The organism is Borrelia parkeri (genome assembly GCF_023035815.1).
GTDB classification, from domain to species: Bacteria; Spirochaetota; Spirochaetia; order Borreliales; family Borreliaceae; genus Borrelia; species Borrelia parkeri.
The window spans coordinates 1-20,316 of sequence record NZ_CP073174.1 but is presented as its reverse complement, the minus strand read 5'-3'; the positions used below and the strand labels follow the sequence as shown (position 1 = coordinate 20,316).

Here is a 20,316-nt window from a genome sequence, read left to right as displayed (position 1 = left end):
TTTTTAGAAAATTATTTAATTTTTTGTTAGAGACAATTAATATCTGCTAATTTTCTCATTGTATTTAGTTTTTGCAAGGTTACAGTATCTATGCTTTTAGCTTTTTTTATTTTGTTCGAAGCTTGTTAACCATTTTGCCCCTTGAGGTAATAAGGAGGCACGTGATAATGAAAAGAATTACTTTTTGTGCGTTATTAATGACTTTATTTTTACTGCTTAGTTGTGGAAGTGGTAGTTCTAAGACTGAGGATCCTAAAACTATATTCTTAACTTCTATTGCTAATTTAGGTAAAGGGTTCTTAGATGTTTTTACTTCCCTTTCTGATATGATCACTGGGGCTTTTGGTATTAATGCTGACACTAAAAAATCTGATATAGGGAAATACTTTACTGATATTGAGACTACTATGAACACAGTTAAAAAAAAGTTACAAGAGGAAGTTACTAAGAATGGTAACTATCCAAAGATAAAGGGAGTAGTTGATACATTTATTACTAACACGTTAGATAAAATTGCTGAAGGAGCTAAAACAGCAGCTAAAGGGGCTGAAGGTAGTGATGCTATTGGTGGTGCTCCTACAACTGGTCAGGATCCTGCACCTGCTGATGCTACAAGTGTCAAAGCACTTGTTAAAGGAATTAAAACAATAGTTGGTGTAGTTTTAAAAGACAATGAGGGAAATGCTGCTGCTACTAAAACAGCAGAAGATGATAAAAAAGACATTGGAAAATTATTTGAAAAGAAGGATAGTGGTACTGAAACTGAGGCTGCTAAGGCTAGTGCATCAATAGGAGCAGTAACTGGGGCTGACATATTGCAAGCTATTGCGAAATCTGGAGAGACTGCTGATAATAACAAAAATATTGAAGATGCTACAGATGCTGCAAGTATTGCTGCTGCTAAAAAAGAAGATGATAAAAAAGAGATTAAAAATGATGCAAAAAAGGATGCGGTTATTGCTGCTGGTATTGCACTGAGAGCAATGGCTAAGGATGGTAAATTTGCTGCTAAGGCTGAAGAGAAATCTGCTCATGCAGTTAATGGTGCAGCAGCTAGTGCTGTTGGTAAGACTTTGAGTACTCTAATAATAGCAATAAGGAATACTGTTGATACTGGTTTAAAGACAATAAGCGATGCTCTTGCTACAGTTACACAAGAAGATAAGTCTGCAGATTCTACTACACCTACAGATGCAGCAACTGGTGGACAGTAACAATAAAGAATTATTAATAAAACATAACTAAATAAAGTCATTTTAGGAAAACTATTCTTTTCATGAGATTTGTTTTCCTTTTTTACTATTTGTAATAATACTCAGGTCTAAATAGTATTGATAGCAATCCTTTAACAACGGATTAATGGTAAGACTGCATTTGAGCTTTTTGATAAACTAAAAAAAATAGACTAAACACTTTATGTTAGATTTAGGAACCCTTTTAAATCATATTTTACTAAAATAAGGTTCCTATAACAGTTAAAATATTATATAATAATTACATAAGGAGTGTTTTTATGGGACTTGCTCAACCTGTTATTACTCAACAAATGGTCATCAATGAACTTACTAAAGCCGGTATTAAGAGAGACATCGCTGTTGATCTGTCCTACAGATACTATCGTAATGAACTGACTTACAAAGATATTGAATTCTTAAAAGAAAACTTTGATATAAAGCTTGAAAAAGTTGAAGCACTCTTACAAGCTGAAATTAAATCTGTAGAGTCAAGCTTACAAGCTGAGATTAAATCTGTCAAAACTGAACTGGATAACAAAATAGATACCAAATTTAATGAACTTGATACTAAAATTGATACTAAATTCAATGAACTTGATAATAAGATTGATACAGTTAGAAATGAATTAAAATCTGACATTAAAGATTTGGATACCAAAATTGATTCTGTTGAGAATAATCTTAATACTAAGATAAATACTAAATTTAATGAACTTGATAATAAGATTGATAATGTTAAAAATGAGGTTTCTCTTGTTTAGAAAAGATATGGAAATTAATAGGGTGGAGCTTGATAATAAACTTGATAAAACCGCATCAGAATTTAAAAGTACATCAAGACTTCATAATTGGATGTTTGGTACTCTTATCACACTTAATATAGGAATATTTTTAACATTAATGTCCATAGTCTATTCATTGTTAAGTAAGTAAATTTAAGTTAAGTAAACCCTTTCTTTATTTGATATAATATTAATTATTTTCTTATCAAAATCAATAAATTTTATTAATTGTTATATTACACACAGTCTCTGAAATGTTAAAGTCTCTATGTTTTTAGCTTTTTTTATTTTATTCGAAGCTTGTTAACCATTTTGCTCCTTGAGGTAATAAGGAGGCACGTGATAATGAAAAGAATTACTTTTTGTGCGTTATTAATGACTTTATTTTTACTTCTTAGTTGTGGGAGTGGTAGTGCTAAGGTGGAAGATCCTAAAACTATATTCTTAACTTCTATTGCTAATTTAGGTAAGGGTTTCTTAGATGTTTTTACTTCCCTTTCTGATATGGTTTCTGGCGCTTTTGGTATTAAAGCAGAAACTAAAAAATCTGATATAGGGAAATACTTTAGTGATATTGAAACTACTATGATATCAGTAAAAAATAAATTAAACACTGTGATGGCAGAGAATAGTAACTATCCAAAAGTAAAAGAAGTAGTTGCGCAATTTATTACAGGGACATTAGATAAAATTGCTGCAGGAGCAAAGAAAGCTGCTAGTGGAGCTACTGATGGAGTATCAATTGGTGAGGTTGTGAAATCTGATTCTGCTGGGAATGGTCCTGATGCAGATAGTGTGAAAAATCTAGTTGTGGGAATAAAAGAAATTGTTGATTTGGTTATAAAAGAAGGTGATGGACAAGCGGATAAAACTATTCCAGTTGATGATGATAAAAAGAATATTGGTAAGTTATTTGGAGCTGAGACCGCTGCTGATAAGGGAGCTGAAGATAAACATGTAGCTGCAGCAAGTGCATCAATAGGGGCTGTAACTGGTGCTGACATATTAAAAGCTATTGCTGCTGCTAATGCTGATGCTACGAAGGGTGGTAAAGTTAAGGAAGTGAAAGATGCAGCAGGTTTGGCTTTAGCCAAGGGTACTGGTACTGCTGATGATGATAAACTTGGGGATTCAGCAAAGAAAGATGCAATAATAGCAGCTGGTATTGCTTTGAGGGCTATGGCAAAAGGTGGTAAATTTATTGTTAAGGATACTGGTGCAAATAAGACTGAAGCTGAGTCTGCTAAAGGAGTTGCAGCAAGTGCTATAGGCAAAACATTAAGTACTCTTATTATTGCTATTAGAAATACTGTTGATACTGGTTTAAAAACAATAAGTGATGCTCTTGCTACAGTTACACAAGAAGATAAGTCTGTAGAAGTTACTACACCTGCAGACGCAACAGCTAGTGGACAGAAGCAATAAATGATTATCAATAAACATAACTAAATAAAGTCATTTGAGGAAAACTTTTCTCTTCATGAGATTTGTTTTCCTTTTATCTATATTATACTGATGACTTTATTTTTACTTCTTAGTTGTGGGAGTGGTAGTACTAAGGCTGAGGATCCTCAGAGTAGATTCTTAAAATCTATTATTAGTTTAAGTAATGACTTCTTAAATGTTTTCACTTCCCTTAGTGATATGGTTGGAGGGGTTTTAGGGTTTAATACTAATACTAAGAAGTCTGATGTTGGGAACTACTTTAAAACTGTTCAGGATACTGTACAAGGTACTAAGGATAAGCTTAATAAAATTGTTGCTGATATGAAATCTGATAATAATCCTAATGCTTCTGCAGTTGATACCGCTGTAAAAGCTCTAATTGCTAATACTCTTGATAAGATAATTGATGGTGCAAAAATCGCTAGTGAGGCTATTGGTACTACAGGTGATGAGTTGCTTGGTAATGTTGCTGCTGCAGGTAATGATGCAGCAGCAGGTGGTGTTAAAGGTGATGGTATTGAAAACTTAGTAAAAGGGATTAAAAGTATAGTAGATGTGGTACTTAAAGGCAAAGGAAGTGCTGAGGCTGGTGATAATAATAAGGCTAGTGATGGTGGTGCAAGAACTGTTAATGCTGCTGATGGTGAAGCAGGTAAATTATTTGCTACTGGTAATGGTCCTGCTGGTGATCAAAACAATTCCAAAAAAGTTGCAACTGATGCTGCTAAAGCCGTAGGAGCTGTAACTGGCGCTGACATTTTACAAGCTATGGTTAAAGATGGTGGTGCTGCTACGTTAGCTAAGAATAGTGCCGAGCAAGTTGCTGGTGCTAATGCTAAAGATTCAATTATAGCAGGAGGAATGGTACTGAGAGCAATAGCTAAGGGTGGTAAATTTGCTAATGGAAATAATGCTGGTAATGCTGATATTGCTACTGCAATTAAAGGAGCAGCAACAAGTGCAGTTACTAAAGCATTGGGTACTTTAACAATAGCGATAAGAAATACTATTGATGTGGGACTTAAGGAAGTTAAAGATGCTATGAAATTTAATTCTACTGATACTCCTGTAACTACTGATAATCAGATTCCTGACACTAAGAAGAACTAAGAGTCAGGACTAAGGAGTATTTAATAACAATATACATAACTAAATAAAGTCATTTGAGGAAAGCTCTTCTTTTCATAAGAATTGTTTTCCTTTTGTTTTACCTGCCCTCTGATTATGCAGAGTTCCAATAGTATGAAGAATTTTTTCAAAATCACAAATGAAACTTTAATGGGTATTATTATGTTGATAGTTTCCTATTTATTTGTTGTTGTCAGCAATCTGATGTTGGGAAGACTGGTCCAGATAAAGGGACTGGAAGTTTAAGTTCAGTGCTAATGGAGGTAGGTAGAAGTGCTGAAAATGCCTTTTATTCATTTTTAGAGTTACTCTCAGATACATTAGGCTTTACTGCTAAATCAACTACAAAGAAGAGTGATGTAGGAGATTATTTTAACAGCCTAGGTGTTAAGCTTGAAGCAGCAGCAAATGACTTGGAACAAGTAGCAGTTAAATCAACAGCAGATCTTGATACAAGCGATACATCCAAAAATCCTATTAGAGTAGCTATTGATGCTGCTAAGACTACTTTAAACACATTAAAAGGTCATTTAGATTCTTTAAAAGATATAGGTGATGCTAACAAGGTAGGTGAAGCAACAAGCAATCAAAGCGGAGTATCAGCAGATGAAAATGCATTAAAAGTAGCATATAAAGCATTGAAAGGAATAGTGGACACAGCCAAGACAGTAGGAGAAATTAAAGAACCAATTGCAAGTAATGTAACAGTAGCTCAAGCATCAATAGGAGGAACTGATGCAAAAAATGGAGTTAAGGTCTTAACAGCAGGTGCTGTGGCAGGAGGAACTGCGGGACCAGAAGCAGCATTAATAGTATCATCTGTGAGGGGAGAAGAAATATTAGCAGCGATTGTTAAATCAGCCGAAGGAGATGCGACTGGAACAATAGGGGGTAATGCAGATGGTTCAACAAGTGCACTAAAGTTTGCAAGAGGAGGAGCTACTGCAGCTAATTTAGCACAAGATGCAGCGTTAACAGGTGCGGTGAGTGGAGGAATAGCCCTACGCTCTTTGGTTAAAGATGGTAAATTAGCTTCACATAATGCGAATAGCGATGAAAAAGCAGTACAAGCAGCAGGAATAACCGCAGTAAATAAATTATTAGTAGCAGTAGAAGATATAATTAAAAAGACAGTAAAGAATGTTCTTGAAAAAGCAAAAGGAGAAATAGATAAAGCAAGAGCTCCAAAACCAGAAGGTCAGTAATAAGATAAATAATTAGATTAATTACTTAAAAGTAAGATTAGAAGGCATCTTAGATCGATATCTAAGATGCCTTCTATATTGTTGTAATTAACTTTAAGAAGTTAAAGGCTGTTGAATCTAAAATTTCTTTCTTTGATTCACTTATTAAAATAGATCAAGGATTTCAAGAAATTTTTGGCGTTTTTGGTAATGCTATTGGGGATGCTTTAGGACTTACAGCAGTTAAATCGGGTGATAAGAGAAGTAAAGTTGGTGAACACTTTGAGAAAATAAAAAAAGGTTTAGGTGATACTAAGGATAAGTTAAATGAGCTATCAAATAAAATATCTGAAACAAAAAATGCTAATAGCAGCACAATTGAAGCTGTTAAGGGTGCAATTAGCAGTGCAAATGATGTCTTTGATAAATTAATTGATTCTGTAACTAAGCTTGCTGGAGTAACTAAGGAAGATACTCCTATAGTCAATGTTGGTACTGCTGGTAATGCTTCTGCAATAGCTGCTAATGTTACTGATGTTAATACTGTTATTGAAGAAGTTAGGAATATAATTGGAACTGCCGAAAAGTCTGGAGTAAAAATTGAAAAAGGTGCTGCTGGTAATACTATAGCTAATGCAGATGGAGGGCTTAAAGCCTTGACTAATAATGCTCAAGCTACTGCAGGTGATGCTACTAAGCTAGCTAATGAAGTGGCTAAAGCTGATCCATGGGCAATGATTGATAAGATTAAAAATTCTAAGAATGTTACTGCGTCTGCTGCCCCTGCTGCTGACGATGATGCTGGCAAATTAGCTACTGGTAATGCTGCAGCTGCAAATGATAATGGCACAGCGGCGACTAATGCAGACTTAGCAGCTGCTGTTGCATTAAAGGCTATTCTCAAAGATGGTAAGTTTACTCAACCCGCTGCCAATGAAGATGGTGCAGTTAAAGCTACTGCTGTAAGTGCTGTAAATAAGGTATTAGGAGTCATCGACGTGATAATTAGGAAAACAGTAGCAATCAATCTAGATAAGATAAGAGAAGCTGTTAAGGGAATACAATATTCTGAAACTACTAATTCTGAAACTACTACTGAATCAACTGAAGCTAGTACTACTACTCAACCTGCTGCTGCTAAATAAATTATCTAATTAAATAATCTACTAAATAAAGTCATTTTAGGAAAACTCTTCTCTTCATGAGATTCGTTTTCCTTTTATTTATGTCTTACCCCTTGCCTCCTGAGGTAATAAGGAGGCACGTGATAATGAAAAGAATTACTTTTTGTGCGTTATTGATGACTTTATTTTTACTTATGTCTTGTAATAATTCAGGAAAAAATCTTAAAGATGACGAAGTGGCTAAGCCTGATGGCACTGTTATTGATTTAGCAAAAGTAAGTGCAGAAATAAAAGAGGCTACTGTCTTTGTGGCAGGGCTTAGAGAGGTTCAGGTTTTAGTTTTTTCAATAAATGATCTTGCTAAAGTAATTGGGAAAAAAATTGATGCTAATGGTAGTCTTGTTGATGATTCTAATCATCATGGACCGTTGGTTTCTGGAGCATACCAAATTATAACTTCTGTAAATACAAAATTGAAAGCATTGGAATTAGAAGCTGAAAAATTTGATGGAATGAAGTCTAAGATTATAGCTGCTAAGACGTTAGGAGAAGGATTTTTAACTAAATTGAAGACAGCTCATTCTGATATTGCTAAAAACGATGCTCAAGATACCGACGTAAAAAAAGCCCTAGTTAAAGATAATGATGATAAAACAAAAGGAGCTGAGGAACTTGGTAAACTAAACACAGCAGTTAATGATTTGGTAAAGTCAGCTAAAGAACTTGCAGAAAATGCAATCAAGAAGCTTACAGCATCTGTCAAGAAGACTCCTACTCAGTCAAGTTAAATAATTTAAGTAATGATTATAAGATTAGTATTTAATTAAAAGGTAAGTAAGTGTAAAATAAAGTCTATAAATAATAAGCTAGGAGTACACTTCTCTTAGCTTATTTTGTTTTTTTATTCTCTCTTTGCTTGTTTTACTATTTTATTATACTTCTTAGATTACTTTTATCTTTTAGATTATATTTATGCATTGATTTTAATTTTATATTATTTTTACTTCTTAGTTGTGGGAGTGGTAGTACTAAGACGGAAGATCCTAAAACCACATTCTTAACTTATATTGCTAATTTGGGTAAAGGGTTCTTAGATGTTTTTACTTCCCTTTCTGATATGGTTTCTGGTGCCTTTGGCATTAAAGCAGATACTAAGAAATCTGATATTGGTAAGTATTTCACTTCTATTGAAAAAACTATGAATACAGTTAAAAAGAAGTTACAAGATGAAGTTGCTACGAATGGAAATTACTCAAAAATTAAGACAGTTGTTGATACTTTTATTACTAACACATTAGACAAAATTATATTAGGAGCAAAGGAGGCATCAAAAGGGGCTACTACTGATACTGTTATTGGTAATGCTACTTCGGCTGGACATGGGGCTACTCCTGCTAGCAAGGAGTCAGTTGTTTTACTGGTTAAAGGGATTAAGACTATTGTTGATGTGGTTTAAAGTCAATTAGTGAAGCACTAGCATCCGTTACACAAGAAGATAAGTCTACAGATTCTACTACTCCTGAAGAAACAACAGCTAGTGGACAGTAATAATAAAGAATTATTAATAAACATAACTAAATAAAGTCATATAAGGAAAACTCTTCTTTTCATAAGAATTGTTTTCCTTTTTTACTATCTGTAATAATACTCAGGTCTAAATAGTATTGATAGCAATCCTTTAACAACGGATTAATGGTAAGACTGCATTTGGTCTTTTTGATAAACTAAAGAAAATTAGCCTAACACTATATGTTGGAGATAGGGATAACGTTTTTGGGCATGGAAATGTGACTAAAACATTTCTTAATCTTAGAGCAGGTATGAGTCATAAGTTTAGGATTGTACCAATTAAACCTATAAGTAATAAATTTACTAGAATTACTACGTTAATAGAATCATTTGCGACATCTAAACTTAGTATTATGGATTATTCAAGTAAGTCAGCTATATCTGATATTTATAAGTACAAAGGAGATGGTAAGGGTGATGATTCATTAGATATCATGTAAGCATCATATATGTTATTGACTTTGGGCACTCGTAATCTTAAAGCACATTTTATTAAAATAAGGTTCTTATAACAGTTAAAATATTATATAATAATTACATAAGGAGTGTTTTTATGGGACTTGCTCAACCAGTAATTACTCAACAAATGGTTATAGCAGAACTTACTAGAGCTGGTATAAATAGAGATATTGCTATTGATCTCTCTTACAGATATTATAAAAATGAGCTTACTCACAAGGATATTGAGTATTTAGAGACTACTTTTAACCTTAAGCTTGAAAAAGTTGAAGCAACCTTACAAGCTGATATTAGAGACCTTGATAATAAAATTGACAACGTTAGAAATGAGTTAAAATCTGATATTAGAGATCTTGATAGTAAAATAGACTTTGTTGAGAATAATCTTAACATCAAGATTGATACTAAATTTAATGAACTTGATAATAAGATTGATACAGTCAAAAGTGAATTAAAATCTGATATTAAAGACTTGGATAATAAGATTGATGTTAACAAAATGGAACTTAAGAGTACGTTAAGACTACATGGTTGGATGTTTGGGACTCTTATTACCCTTAATATAGGAATATTTTTAACATTAATGTCCATAGTTTATTCATTGTTAAGTAAGTAAATTTGAATTTAGTAAACCTTTTCTTTATTTGATTATCCCCCTTATTTAATTGACTTTCTGTTAATTATTTTTTTTCGTCATTTTTTTTATCAAAATCATTTAATTATTGTTAATAACAATTAACAATAATTAAATGTTATATCACGCACAGTTTCTGAAATATTAAAGTATCTATGTTCTTTATTTACTGTTTTTATTTTATTCAAAGGTTGTTAACCATCTTACCCCCCTGAGGTAATAAGGAGGCACGTGATAATGAAAAGAATTACTTTTTGTGCGTTATTAATGACTTTATTTTTACTTCTTAGTTGTGGTAGTGGCAGTACTAAGTCTGAGGATCCTAAAACCACATTCTTAAACTCTATTGCTAATTTAGGTAAAGGGTTCTTAGATGTTTTTACTTCTCTTTTCGATATGATTACTGGTGCTTTTGGTATTAAGGCTGACACTAAAAAGGAAGATATTGGTAAGTATTTCACTTCTATTGAAACTACTATGAACACAGTTAAAAAAAAGTTACAAGATGAAGTTGCTACGAATGGTAACTATTTAAAGATAAAGGAAGTAGTTGATACATTTATAACTAACACATTAGATAAGATCGCTGATGGGGCTAAGACAGCAGCAACAGGAACTACTACTGGCGATGCTATTGGTAATGCTGTACACAATCAAGATGCTGTAGCAGCAGATGCTACAAGTGTCAATGCTCTTGTTACAGGAATTAAACAAATGATAGGAGTAGTTTTAAAGAAAGGTGAAGGAAATGCAGATGCAGATGCTACTAAAGGTGATAGTAAGAAAGATGTTGGCAAATTATTTACTGCTACCACTGATGACAATAGAGCTGATAATGCTGCAGCACAAGCTGCTGCAGCGTCGATCGGAGCAGTAACTGGGGCTGATATCTTGCAAGCTATAACTAAATCTAAAGAAAATCCTAAAGCTGATAGTACTGATGGCATTGAAAAAGCTACAGATGCAGCAGAGATTGCTATTGCTCCGGCTGTTAACAACAAGAAAGAAATTAAAGAGGCAGAAGCCAAGAAAGATGCAGTTATTGCTGCGGGTATTGCACTGCGAGCAATGGCTAAGGGTGGTAAGTTTTCTATTAAAAATAATGAGAATGAAGCTGTTAGTACGGTTAATAGTGCAGCAGCTAGTGCAGTCTCAAAGACACTTGGCACTCTTATGCTTGCAATAAGAAATACTGTTGATAATGGTTTAAAGACAATAAGTGAAACACTTGCTACAGTTACACAAGAAGATAAAACCGCAGAGGCTACTACACCTGCAGAATCAACAGCTAGTGGACAGTAACAATAAAGAATTATTAATAAACATAACTAAATAAAGTCATTTGAGGAAAACTTTTCTCTCTTCATAAGAATTGTTTTCCTTTTATCTATATCTTGCCCCCCTGATTAATAAGGAGGCACGTGATAATGAAAAGAATTACTTTAAGTGCATTATTAATGACTTTATTTTTACTGCTTAGTTGTGGTAGTGGTAGTGCTAAGGTGGAAGATCCTAAAACCACATTCTTAACTTCTATTGCTAATTTAGGTAAAGGGTTCTTAGATGTTTTTACTTCCTTTTCTGACATGGTTACTGGTATTTTTGGCATTAAAGCTGAGACTAAAAAGAGTGAAGTAGGGAAGTATTTTACTGATATTGCAAATACTATGACATCAGTTAAAGAGAAATTACAGACAGAAGTTGCTAAGAATGGCAATTATGTAAAGATAAAAGAAGTAGTTGATAAGTTTATCACTAACACACTAGACAAGATCGCTGAAGGAGCTAAAGAAGCGGCTAAAGGGGCTACTAGTGACGATAAGATTGGTAGTGCTCCTACTACTGGTCAGGATGCTGCACCGGCTGATAAAACAGCAGTAAATTCTATTGTTAAAGGGATTAAGACAATGGTTGATATTGTTTTAAAAAACAATGAAGGGAATGCAGAGGCTACTAAGACTGCAGATACTGAGAAAAAATCAATTGGTAAGTTATTTGGTGGCAAAGATAATGATGGAACAGAAGCACAAGCTGCTGCAGCAAATGCATCTATTGGCGCTGTAAGTGGAGCTGATATATTACAAGCTATTGCTAAGTCTGAGGAGGCTGGTGCTGATGAGATTAAAATTGAGACAGCAAAGAATGCTGCTGAGATTGCTGCTGCCAAGAAAGAAGATACTAAAGATTTAAAAGCAGACCAAAAGGACGCAGTTGTTGCAGCTGGTATTGCACTGCGAGCAATGGCTAAGGGTGGTAAATTTGCTGCTAAGAATGAAGAGAAATCTGCTCATTCAGTTAATGGGGCAGCAGCTAGTGCTGTTGGTAAGACATTAAGTACTCTAATAATAGCAATAAGAAATACTGTTGATAGTGGATTGAAAACAATAAATGCAGCTTTTGCTACAGTTACACAAGAAGATAAATCTTTAGATTCTACTACACCTGTAGGCGCAGCAGATAGTGGGCAATAATAAATAATTATCAATAAACATAACTAAATAAAGTCATTTGAGGAAAACTTTTCTTTTTATAAGAATTGTTTTCCTTTTATCTATATCTTACCCCCTTGAGTAAAAAAGGAGGCACGTGATAATGAAAAGAATTACTTTTTGTGCGTTATTAATGACTTTATTTTTGCTTCTTAGTTGTGGCAGTGGACAACTTCAAGCTGAGAAATTGGCTGCTGAGAGTAAGAATACTTTCTTAGATTCATTAGTTAAGATAGGACATGGGTTTTACGAGATTTTTGGCGTCTTTGGTAATGCTATTGGGGATGCTTTGGGATTTACAGCTGTTAAATCGGGTGACCAGAAAAGTAAAGTTGGTGAACACTTTGGGAAAATAAAAAAAGGTTTGGTAGATACTAATGGGAAATTAAAAGAGCTATCAGATGAAATATCTGAAGCAAAAAATGCTAATAGCAGCACAATTAAATTAGTTGAAGATGCAATTAACAGTGCTAGTGACGTTATTGCAAAGCTAATTGACTCTGTAACCAAAATGGCTAGTATAACTAATGATAGTTCTTCTATTGGTGATAATGTTGATAATCCTCCTGCTGCAGCTGAAGAGGTTGGCGTTGATACTATAATTAAAAGTGTAAGTTCAATTATTGAAGTAGCAAAGAAATCTGGCATAGAAATCAAACCCGGAAATGTTGGTAATCAGATAGCTGTAGCTGCTAATGCTACTGATGCTATTGCTGTACTTGGAGGGCATACTGCCAAGGCTTCTGCTGGAGCTGGTGATAAGTTAGCAGTTGAAGTATCTAAAGCAGATCCATGGGCTATGATTGACAAGATTAAGAATGCTAAGGCTACTGCTGCTGCTAAGCTTAATGCTGGTACGGATAATGAAGCAGGAGCACTAGCTGCTTCTAATAATAATGCAGATGCAGGAGCTGGCGCAAAGAGTAACGCAGATCTAGCAGCTGCTGTTGCTCTTAAGGCTATGACTAAAGGTGGTAAATTCAGTGCTAATGCTGCAGATACTGAAGCAGTTAAATCAGCAGCTGTAACGGCTGTAAATAAGGTATTAGGAGTTCTTGATTTTATAATTAGAAAAACAGTATCAAGCAATCTAGATAAGATAAGAGAAGCTGTTAAGGGAATACAGTACTCTGAAACTACTACTGAATCAGCTGAAGCTAGTTCTACTACTCAACCGGCTGCTGCTAAATAAATTATCTATTTAAATAATCTAAATAAAGTCATTTGAGGAAAACTTTTCTCTTTATGAGAACTGTTTTCCTTTTAGCTATATCTTGCCCCCTTGAGTTAATAAGGAGGCACGTGATAATGAAAAGAATTACTTTTTGTGCGTTATTAATGACTTTATTTTTACTTCTGAGTTGTGGTAGTGGTAGTACTAAGACGGAAGATCCTAAAACCACTTTCTTAACTTCTATTGCTAATTTAGGTAAAGGGTTCTTAGATGTTTTTACTTCTCTTTCTGATATGCTTGCTGGCGCTTTTGGTATTAAGGCTGACACTAAAAAGGAAGATATTGGAGCTTATTTCACTAAAATTGCAGAGACTATGACATCTGTTAAAAAGAAATTACAAGATGAAGTTGCAAAAAATGGAAATTACTTGAAACTTAAATCAGTCGTTGATACTTTTATCACAGGAACATTAGACAAGATCGCAGAAGGGGCTAAGACAGCAGCAACAGGAGCTATTGGTAGCGATGCTATTGGTAATGCTGTACACAATCAAGATGCTGTAGCAGCAGATGCTACAAGTGTCAACTCACTAGTTAAAGGAATTAAAGAAATTGTCGGGATAGTTTTAAAATCAAATGAGGGAAATGCAGGAGTTACTAAAACTGCCGAAGCTGAGAAAAAGTCAATTGGTAAATTGTTTGGGACTAAAGACGCTGATGGAACAGAAGCACATGCAGCAGCTGCTAGTGCTTCAATTGGTGCAGTAACTGGGGCTGACATATTACAAGCTATTGCTAGCTCTGCTGAGGCTGGTACTGGTGAGATTAAAGTTGAGACAGCAAAGAATGCTGCTGAGATTGCTGCTGCTAAGGCAGAAGCCGCTAAAGAGATTACAATAGAATCAGCAAAGAAAGATGCAGTTATTGCTGCGGGTATAGCACTGCGAGCAATGGCAAAGGGTGGTAAATTTGCTGCTAAACAAAATGAAGAGAAATCAGCTCATGCAGTTAATGGTGCAGCTGCTAGTGCTGTTGGTAAGACTTTAAGTACCCTTATTATTGCTATTAGGAATACTGTTGATAGTGGTTTAAAGACAATAAGTGCAGCTCTTGCTACAGTTACACAAGAAGATAAATCTGTAGAAGCTACTACACCCGCAGAAACAGCAACTAGTGGACAGTAACAATAAATAATTATTAATCAACATAACTAAATAAAGTCATTTGAGGAAAACTCTTCTTTTTATAAGAACTGTTTTCCTTTTACCTATATCTTGCCTCTTTGAATGATAGGGAGGCACGTGATAATGAAAAGAATTACTTTTTGTGCGTTATTAATGACTTTATTTTTACTTCTTAGCTGTGGTAGTGGTAGTACTAAGGCTGAGGATCCTCAGAGTAGATTCTTAAAGTCAGTTATTAGTTTAGGTAATGACTTCTTAAATGTTTTTACTTCCCTTTCTGATATGGTTGGAGGGGTTTTAGGGTTTAATACTAATACTAAAAAGTCTGATGTTGCAGCTTACTTTAAAACTGTTCATGACACTGTTTCATCTACTAAGACATCCCTTGAGAAAATTGTTGCTGATATGAAATCTGATAATAATCCTAATTCAGAGGCTACTGATACCGCTGTCAAAGCTCTAATTACTAATACTCTTGATAAAATAATTGATGGAGCTAAAACTGCTAGTGAGGCTATTGGTTCTGATGCTAGTGACTCGCTTGCTAATGTTGCTGCTGCCAATGCTGCTGGTGTTGCAGGGACTGGGGTTGATAAGTTAATAAATGGAATTAAAAGTATAGTAGATGTGGTTCTTAAAGATGTAGGAAATGCTGATGCTGGTGATAATAAAAAAGCTGAGGAGCTTAATGTAAGAAATAATGATGGAGCAGGTAAATTGTTTGATGGTAGTACTGGTGCTGCTGGAGATGATAAAAAAGCAGCTGCTGATGCTGCTAAAGCTGTTGGTGCTGTAACTGGCGCTGACATCTTGAAAGCCATGGTTAAAGATAATGGTGATGCTGCTAAACTAGCTAAAAATTCTGCCGCTATTGCTGGTGTTGCAGCTAATGCTAAAGATGGAACTATTGCAGGGGGTATAGCTTTAAGAGCCATGGCAAAGGATGGTAAATTTGCTAATGGTAACAATGCTAATGATGCAAAAAAAACAATAGAGGGAGCAGCAACAAGTGCAGTAACTAAGGCATTGGGTACTTTAACTATTGCAATAAGAAATACTATTGACGTGGGACTTAAAGAAGTTAAAGATGCTATGAAATTTAATTCTATTGATACTCCTGTAACTACTGATAGGCAATTTTCTGAAACTAAAGGTCAATAATTAGAATTAATAACAATATACATAACTAAATAAAGTCATTTTAGGAAAACTCTTCTTTTCATAAGAATTGTTTTCCTTTATCTATATCTAATAATTCAGGTTTAAATAGTATTGACAGCAATCATTCAACAACGGATTGATGGTAAGATTGCATTTGAGCTTTTTTATAAACTAAAGAAAATTGGCCTAACACTATATGTTAAAGATAGGGATAACGTTTTTGGTCATGGGAATGTGACTAAAACCTTTCTTAACCTTAGAGCAGGTATGAGTCATAAGTTAAGCTTGTACCAATTAAACCTATAAGTAATAAATTTACTAGAATTACAGTATTATGGATTATTCAAGTAAGTCAGCTATATCTGATATTTATAAGTACAAAGGAGATGGTAAGAGTGATGATGATTCATTAGATAGCATGTAAGCATCATATATGTTATTGACTTTGGATCCCCGTTTTCTTAAAGCCCATTTTACTAAGATAAGGTTCCTGTAATACTTAAGATATTATATAATAATTACATAAGGAGTTTTTTATGGGACTTGCTCAACCAGTAATTACACAGCAAATGGTTATAGCTGAACTTACTAAAGCCGGTATTAAGAGAGATATTGCTATTGATTTATCTTACAGGTACTATCGTAATGAACTGACTTATAAAGATATTGAATTCTTAAAAGAAAACTTTGATATAAAACTTGAAAAGGTTGAAGCTCTTTTACAAGCTGAAATTAAATCTGTCAAGACTGAACTTGATAACAAAATAGATACAGTTGAGAATAATCTTAACACTAAGATAGATACTAAATTCAATGAACTTGATAGCAAAATAGATACTAAATTTAATGAACTTGATAATAAGATTGACAACGTTAAAAGTGAGTTAAAATCTGATATTGCATCTGTGAGCAATGAGGTTTTTCTTGTTAGAAAAGATATGGAAATTAATAAAATTAAGTTTGATAGTACATCAAGATTACATAATTGGATGTTTGGTACCCTTATTACCCTTAATATAGGAATATTTTTAGCATTAATGTCATTATTAGTAAAGTAAATTTATTTAATTATCTTCCTTCTTTAAATGACTTTCTGTCAATTATTTTTTTACAAAAATTATTTAATTATTTGTTAGTAACAATCAATTTTATTTATTGTTGAATCACACACAGTATCTGTAAGGTTACAATATTTATGTTTTAGCTTTGTTATTTTGTTCAAAGCTTGTTAACTATCTTACCCTCCTGAGTTGAGTAAAAAATGAGGCACGTGATAATGAAAAGAATTACTTTAAGTGCATTATTAATGACTTTATTTTTACTTCTTGGTTGTGGGAGTGGCAGTACTAAGGCTGAGGATCCTCAGAGTAGATTCTTGAAATCTATTATTAGTTTAAGTAATGACTTCTTAAATGTTTTTACTTCCCTTTCTGATATGGTTGGAGGGGTTTTAGGGTTTAATACTAATACTAAAAAGTCTGATGTTGCAGCTTACTTTAAGAAAGTCCATGATGTTGTACAAGGCATTAAGGATAAGCTTAATAAAATTGTTGCTGACATGAAATCTGAGAATAATCCTAATTCAGAGGCTACTGATACCGCTGTCAAAGCTTTAATTACTAATACTCTTGATAAAATAATCCAAGGGGCTAAGACTGCTAGTGAAGCTATTGGTTCTGATAGTAATCCAATAGCTAATGTTGCTGACCAAAATGCAGGTGCTGCTGGTGAAGAAGCTTCAGTTAAGTCTCTTAGTGAAGGAATTGGAAAGATTGTAGGTGTAGTACTTAAAGAAGGAAATCCTGAGGCGGGGGATGATAAAAAGGCTAGTGATGGTTCTACTGCAAGAACCGCTGCTGCTGGGGATGGTGAAGCAGGTAAATTATTTGCTACTGCTAATGTTGGCACTGCTGAGAATGCAAAAAAATCAGCTGCTGATGCAGCAAAAGCTGTTGGAGCAGTAACTGGTGCTGATATCTTAAAAACTATGGTTAAAGAAAGTGGTGATGCTGCTAAGCTAGCTAAAGAAACAACTGGGAATGCTGGTGCTATCCCTAAAGATGCAACTATAGCAGGTGCTGTAGTTTTAAGGTCTATGGCTAAAGGTGGTAAATTTGCTGGTCCTAGTGATGCTGCTAGTGTTGATGCAAAGAAAGCAGTGGAGAATGCAGCAGTAAGTGCTGTTACTAAGGCGTTAAGTACATTAACTATTGCAATAAGAGATACTATTGACGTGGGACTTAAGGAAGTTAAAGATGCTATGAAATTTAATTCTACTGATACTCCTGTAACTACTGATAATCAGATCCCTGAAACAAAAGTTAATAATCAGAATTAATAACAATATACATAACTAAATAAAGTCATTTGAGGGAAACTTTTCTTTTCATGAGAATTGTTTTCCTTTTATCTATATCTTACCCCCTTGAGTAAAAAAGGAGGCACGTGATAATGAAAAGAATTACTTTAAGTGCGTTATTAATGACTTTATTTTTACTTCTTAGCTGTGGAAGTGGACAACAGGCTGCTGATGCTGGGAAGACTGGTTCAGAGAAAGGGACTGGAAGTTTAAGTGAAGTAATTGCAAGCTCAAGACAATTATTTTTGGATGCTTTTGTTTCTTTTGGAAATTTACTAAAAGAAGCATTTGGTCTTACTGCAGATACAACTAAAAAAGCAGTAGGAGAACGATTGGGTAAGGTTGGAGAAGCAGTGAAAATAGCTAAAGATAAGTTAGAAGAGCTAAAGGGAAATGAGCAGTTTAATTTAATAAAAGATAAAGCTGAAAGTACAATTAATAAGGCAATTGATACTTTAAGAAAGATAGTTGAAGGAGCAAGTAAAATTAAGGATGCTACTGGTAGTGCTAATGGTAAAGTTGGTGGTAATGTTGGTGATACTGAGGATGCAGCACCAGCAAATACAGCAAGCGTTAAGGGTCTTGTTGAAGGGATTAACTTAATTTATGAAGCAGCAAAGGAAGCTGATACTGAGCCAAAAGGAAATGCTAATAAGCAGATTGAGGATTCTAAAGAGATTGCAAAGTTATTTAAAGGCACTGGTGATGTTGGTGGTGATGCCAAGGCACTAAGTGGAGCCAGGAGAGCAGTAATTGCAGCTAGTGGTGCAGATATATTAGCAGCAATTGAAGCAGCTAAGGATACAAGTAAGCAAGCAGGTAATATTAGTGCAGCAACAAATGCTTATGACATTGCAGTTGCTACTAAAGATGATACAAATGCTCATGATGATATTAAAACAAATGCATCAGCAATAGCAGCAGGTTTAGCATTGAGAGCAATGGCAAAGGATGGTAAATTAGCAACTGTTGCTACTCATGCACCAGGACAAGCAGTGAATGCAGTATTAATAGGAGTAGTTGGTAAAACTGTAAATGAGATAGTATCTATTGTAAGAAGAACAGTTGATAAATGTTTAAAAGATGTTGATGATTGCATAAAAGAAGATTCCAGTAGTGTAGTAAAACCTACAAATTAATATAGTGTGGTTATTCATTGGAATAAGTTTTTACAAGCAGGAATTCCTGCTTTTTTATCTAAATACTCAGTATCTTTAGTGATACTGAGTATGAAGTTAGTTTTTACTAATTGATATTAAGCTAGGGGGTCGAAAAAATTTTTTTAGGTTTTCATTACAATAGTACAAGCAATATATTATTATCAATTTGTACATAGTTGCTGCTGAGTGAACAAATTTATTTTCTTTTATGTATTTTTTTTAAAGAGATGTCACAAAAATGTACAATGTATAATTACAAAAATATATGAGATAATAGTAGTTTTTGCAATCTATTAGTAGATTTATAAGGTATACCAAGTTGTTTGAGGTGTAGATTAATATAAGATTTGAGGGTATGTAGGTTTTTGTTTGATGTTTGATCAAGGAAGAAAGATTCAACCAGAGAAGCAATAGTAGAGAGAGTTTTATTAGTATGGTTTTTAAATAGATCTAGGTTATTTTTATTAAGTTTTAGTCTGTTAAAAGACTTAATATAGTTTATTTTTTCGTATAAGTCTAGTATACAAGGTTGATTATCTAATAGGATATTGAGATGAGTATTATTGTAATAGATATTATTGAAGGTAATTTTAGACTTAGCAATCAAAGAGTAGATAGAAATTATATGTTTTGTAGTGATAGAGAAGTTGAATATATTTTTAGCGATGTAGTTAATTTTGTATGCATGAATAGAAGATAAAATATTTTTATTTAAATTTTTAATAATGGAAGTAGCAATAACATTGGGTTCGAGTAAAGAATATTGTTGAAACTGTAGACCATTACTTAATGTATAAGTAATAATATTGTTATTAAAAGTATAAAATATTTTGATAAAAGGATCTTTTAGATGTGTTAAAGGTATGCCGGAAGCCATAATAATGCCGAGTAAATTGTGAATAGTGCTAGAAGAGAGAATAAGATAATTACTAATGAGAATAAATTCATCAGGATTAATTTTATGAATAGGGATATAAGGTATATTATTAGTAAATAAATTTTTTAGAGAGAACATATATATATAAATATAATACTATTAATCTAGCAAAGAGGGAGGTAACTATATATTTTTTAAAGCAACTATTGAGTTTTTTATGCAAACTATTAATTTTGTATAAAAAGGTAAATTAAACTTATGAGTTTTTTGTGTAAACTATTAATTTTTAGTAGCAAACTTATGAGTTATATGTGGAAACTTATGAGTTATATAAATGGATAAACATTCTAT

General features: G+C 33.6%; 17 protein-coding genes and 3 pseudogenes. 19 read left to right on the top strand and 1 reads right to left on the bottom strand.

Annotated features, from left to right (window positions below):
* Window positions 1–164: 164 nt before the first annotated feature.
* The 19 genes and pseudogenes from bpSLO_RS07475 to bpSLO_RS07390 all read left to right on the top strand — a co-directional run bounded on the left by bpSLO_RS07475 (window position 165) and on the right by bpSLO_RS07390 (window position 19,067).
* On the top strand, window positions 165–1,214 hold the full coding sequence (locus tag bpSLO_RS07475; RefSeq protein ID WP_246990236.1) for a variable large family protein: 1,050 nt from the start codon (window positions 165–167) through the stop codon (window positions 1,212–1,214).
* Between the two features lie 299 nt (window positions 1,215–1,513).
* The gene (bdr, locus tag bpSLO_RS07470) at window positions 1,514–1,996 is read left to right on the top strand and encodes a Bdr family repetitive protein (RefSeq protein WP_432432509.1); all 483 of its coding nucleotides are present in this window, start codon (window positions 1,514–1,516) and stop codon (window positions 1,994–1,996) included.
* Window positions 1,989–2,168, top strand: a complete 180-nt coding sequence (locus bpSLO_RS08165) for a hypothetical protein (RefSeq protein WP_432432508.1) — start codon at window positions 1,989–1,991, stop codon at window positions 2,166–2,168. Before bdr (bpSLO_RS07470) ends, bpSLO_RS08165 begins: the two co-directional genes overlap by 8 nt.
* 191 nt (window positions 2,169–2,359) lie before the next feature.
* Window positions 2,360–3,442: a variable large family protein gene (locus bpSLO_RS07465; RefSeq protein WP_246990235.1), complete on the top strand. Its 1,083-nt coding sequence runs from the start codon at window positions 2,360–2,362 to the stop codon at window positions 3,440–3,442.
* 90 nt (window positions 3,443–3,532) lie between these two features.
* The gene (locus bpSLO_RS07460) at window positions 3,533–4,573 is read left to right on the top strand and encodes a variable large family protein (protein WP_246990201.1); all 1,041 of its coding nucleotides are present in this window, start codon (window positions 3,533–3,535) and stop codon (window positions 4,571–4,573) included.
* A 180-nt stretch (window positions 4,574–4,753) separates the two neighbouring features.
* Window positions 4,754–5,796 (top strand): annotated as a pseudogene (locus bpSLO_RS07455) (variable large family protein).
* A gap of 107 nt (window positions 5,797–5,903) precedes the next feature.
* Window positions 5,904–6,920 (top strand): annotated as a pseudogene (locus bpSLO_RS07450) (variable large family protein); the annotation flags it as partial.
* A gap of 125 nt (window positions 6,921–7,045) precedes the next feature.
* Complete coding sequence (locus bpSLO_RS07445) at window positions 7,046–7,687, top strand: Vsp/OspC family lipoprotein (protein ID WP_246990200.1); 642 nt, start codon at window positions 7,046–7,048, stop codon at window positions 7,685–7,687.
* A gap of 188 nt (window positions 7,688–7,875) precedes the next feature.
* Window positions 7,876–8,352, top strand: a pseudogene (locus bpSLO_RS07440) (variable large family protein); the annotation flags it as partial.
* 334 nt (window positions 8,353–8,686) lie between these two features.
* Window positions 8,687–8,908: a hypothetical protein gene (locus bpSLO_RS07435; RefSeq protein ID WP_246990199.1), complete on the top strand. Its 222-nt coding sequence runs from the start codon at window positions 8,687–8,689 to the stop codon at window positions 8,906–8,908.
* Between the two features lie 113 nt (window positions 8,909–9,021).
* On the top strand, window positions 9,022–9,543 hold the full coding sequence (bdr, locus tag bpSLO_RS07430) for a Bdr family repetitive protein (RefSeq protein ID WP_246990198.1): 522 nt from the start codon (window positions 9,022–9,024) through the stop codon (window positions 9,541–9,543).
* Window positions 9,544–9,795: 252 nt separating this feature from the next.
* Window positions 9,796–10,863, top strand: a complete 1,068-nt coding sequence (locus tag bpSLO_RS07425; protein ID WP_246990234.1) for a variable large family protein — start codon at window positions 9,796–9,798, stop codon at window positions 10,861–10,863.
* A gap of 125 nt (window positions 10,864–10,988) precedes the next feature.
* Entirely contained in the window at window positions 10,989–12,032 is a 1,044-nt protein-coding gene (locus bpSLO_RS07420) for a variable large family protein (RefSeq protein ID WP_246990173.1), read from the top strand.
* 118 nt (window positions 12,033–12,150) lie between these two features.
* Entirely contained in the window at window positions 12,151–13,242 is a 1,092-nt protein-coding gene (locus bpSLO_RS07415) for a variable large family protein (protein WP_246990117.1), read from the top strand.
* Window positions 13,243–13,355: 113 nt separating this feature from the next.
* Window positions 13,356–14,408: a variable large family protein gene (locus bpSLO_RS07410; RefSeq protein ID WP_246990119.1), complete on the top strand. Its 1,053-nt coding sequence runs from the start codon at window positions 13,356–13,358 to the stop codon at window positions 14,406–14,408.
* A 123-nt stretch (window positions 14,409–14,531) separates the two neighbouring features.
* On the top strand, window positions 14,532–15,569 hold the full coding sequence (locus bpSLO_RS07405) for a variable large family protein (protein ID WP_432432500.1): 1,038 nt from the start codon (window positions 14,532–14,534) through the stop codon (window positions 15,567–15,569).
* Window positions 15,570–16,105: 536 nt separating this feature from the next.
* Entirely contained in the window at window positions 16,106–16,627 is a 522-nt protein-coding gene (gene bdr, locus bpSLO_RS07400) for a Bdr family repetitive protein (RefSeq protein WP_025407669.1), read from the top strand.
* A 218-nt stretch (window positions 16,628–16,845) separates the two neighbouring features.
* Entirely contained in the window at window positions 16,846–17,907 is a 1,062-nt protein-coding gene (locus bpSLO_RS07395) for a variable large family protein (RefSeq protein ID WP_246990108.1), read from the top strand.
* Between the two features lie 113 nt (window positions 17,908–18,020).
* Window positions 18,021–19,067 (top strand): variable large family protein, encoded by a 1,047-nt coding sequence (locus bpSLO_RS07390; RefSeq protein ID WP_051480053.1) that lies wholly within the window; start codon window positions 18,021–18,023, stop codon window positions 19,065–19,067.
* 274 nt (window positions 19,068–19,341) lie between these two features.
* Here bpSLO_RS07390 and bpSLO_RS07385 read toward each other — a convergent pair whose 3' ends face one another.
* Complete coding sequence (locus bpSLO_RS07385) at window positions 19,342–20,103, bottom strand: hypothetical protein (protein WP_083253466.1); 762 nt, start codon at window positions 20,101–20,103, stop codon at window positions 19,342–19,344.
* Between the last annotated feature and the right edge of the window lie 213 nt (window positions 20,104–20,316).

Coding starts and splice junctions, on each gene's coding strand:
- bpSLO_RS07395 (WP_246990108.1), top strand. CDS start 16,846: ATGAAAAGAATTACTTTAAGTGCATTATTAATGACTTTATTTTTACTT.
- bpSLO_RS07390 (WP_051480053.1), top strand. CDS start 18,021: ATGAAAAGAATTACTTTAAGTGCGTTATTAATGACTTTATTTTTACTT.
- bpSLO_RS07405 (WP_432432500.1), top strand. CDS start 14,532: ATGAAAAGAATTACTTTTTGTGCGTTATTAATGACTTTATTTTTACTT.
- bdr (WP_246990198.1), top strand. CDS start 9,022: ATGGGACTTGCTCAACCAGTAATTACTCAACAAATGGTTATAGCAGAA.
- bpSLO_RS07445 (WP_246990200.1), top strand. CDS start 7,046: ATGAAAAGAATTACTTTTTGTGCGTTATTGATGACTTTATTTTTACTT.
- bpSLO_RS07460 (WP_246990201.1), top strand. CDS start 3,533: ATGACTTTATTTTTACTTCTTAGTTGTGGGAGTGGTAGTACTAAGGCT.
- bpSLO_RS07420 (WP_246990173.1), top strand. CDS start 10,989: ATGAAAAGAATTACTTTAAGTGCATTATTAATGACTTTATTTTTACTG.
- bpSLO_RS07385 (WP_083253466.1), bottom strand. CDS start 20,103: ATGTTCTCTCTAAAAAATTTATTTACTAATAATATACCTTATATCCCT.
- bdr (WP_025407669.1), top strand. CDS start 16,106: ATGGGACTTGCTCAACCAGTAATTACACAGCAAATGGTTATAGCTGAA.
- bdr (WP_432432509.1), top strand. CDS start 1,514: ATGGGACTTGCTCAACCTGTTATTACTCAACAAATGGTCATCAATGAA.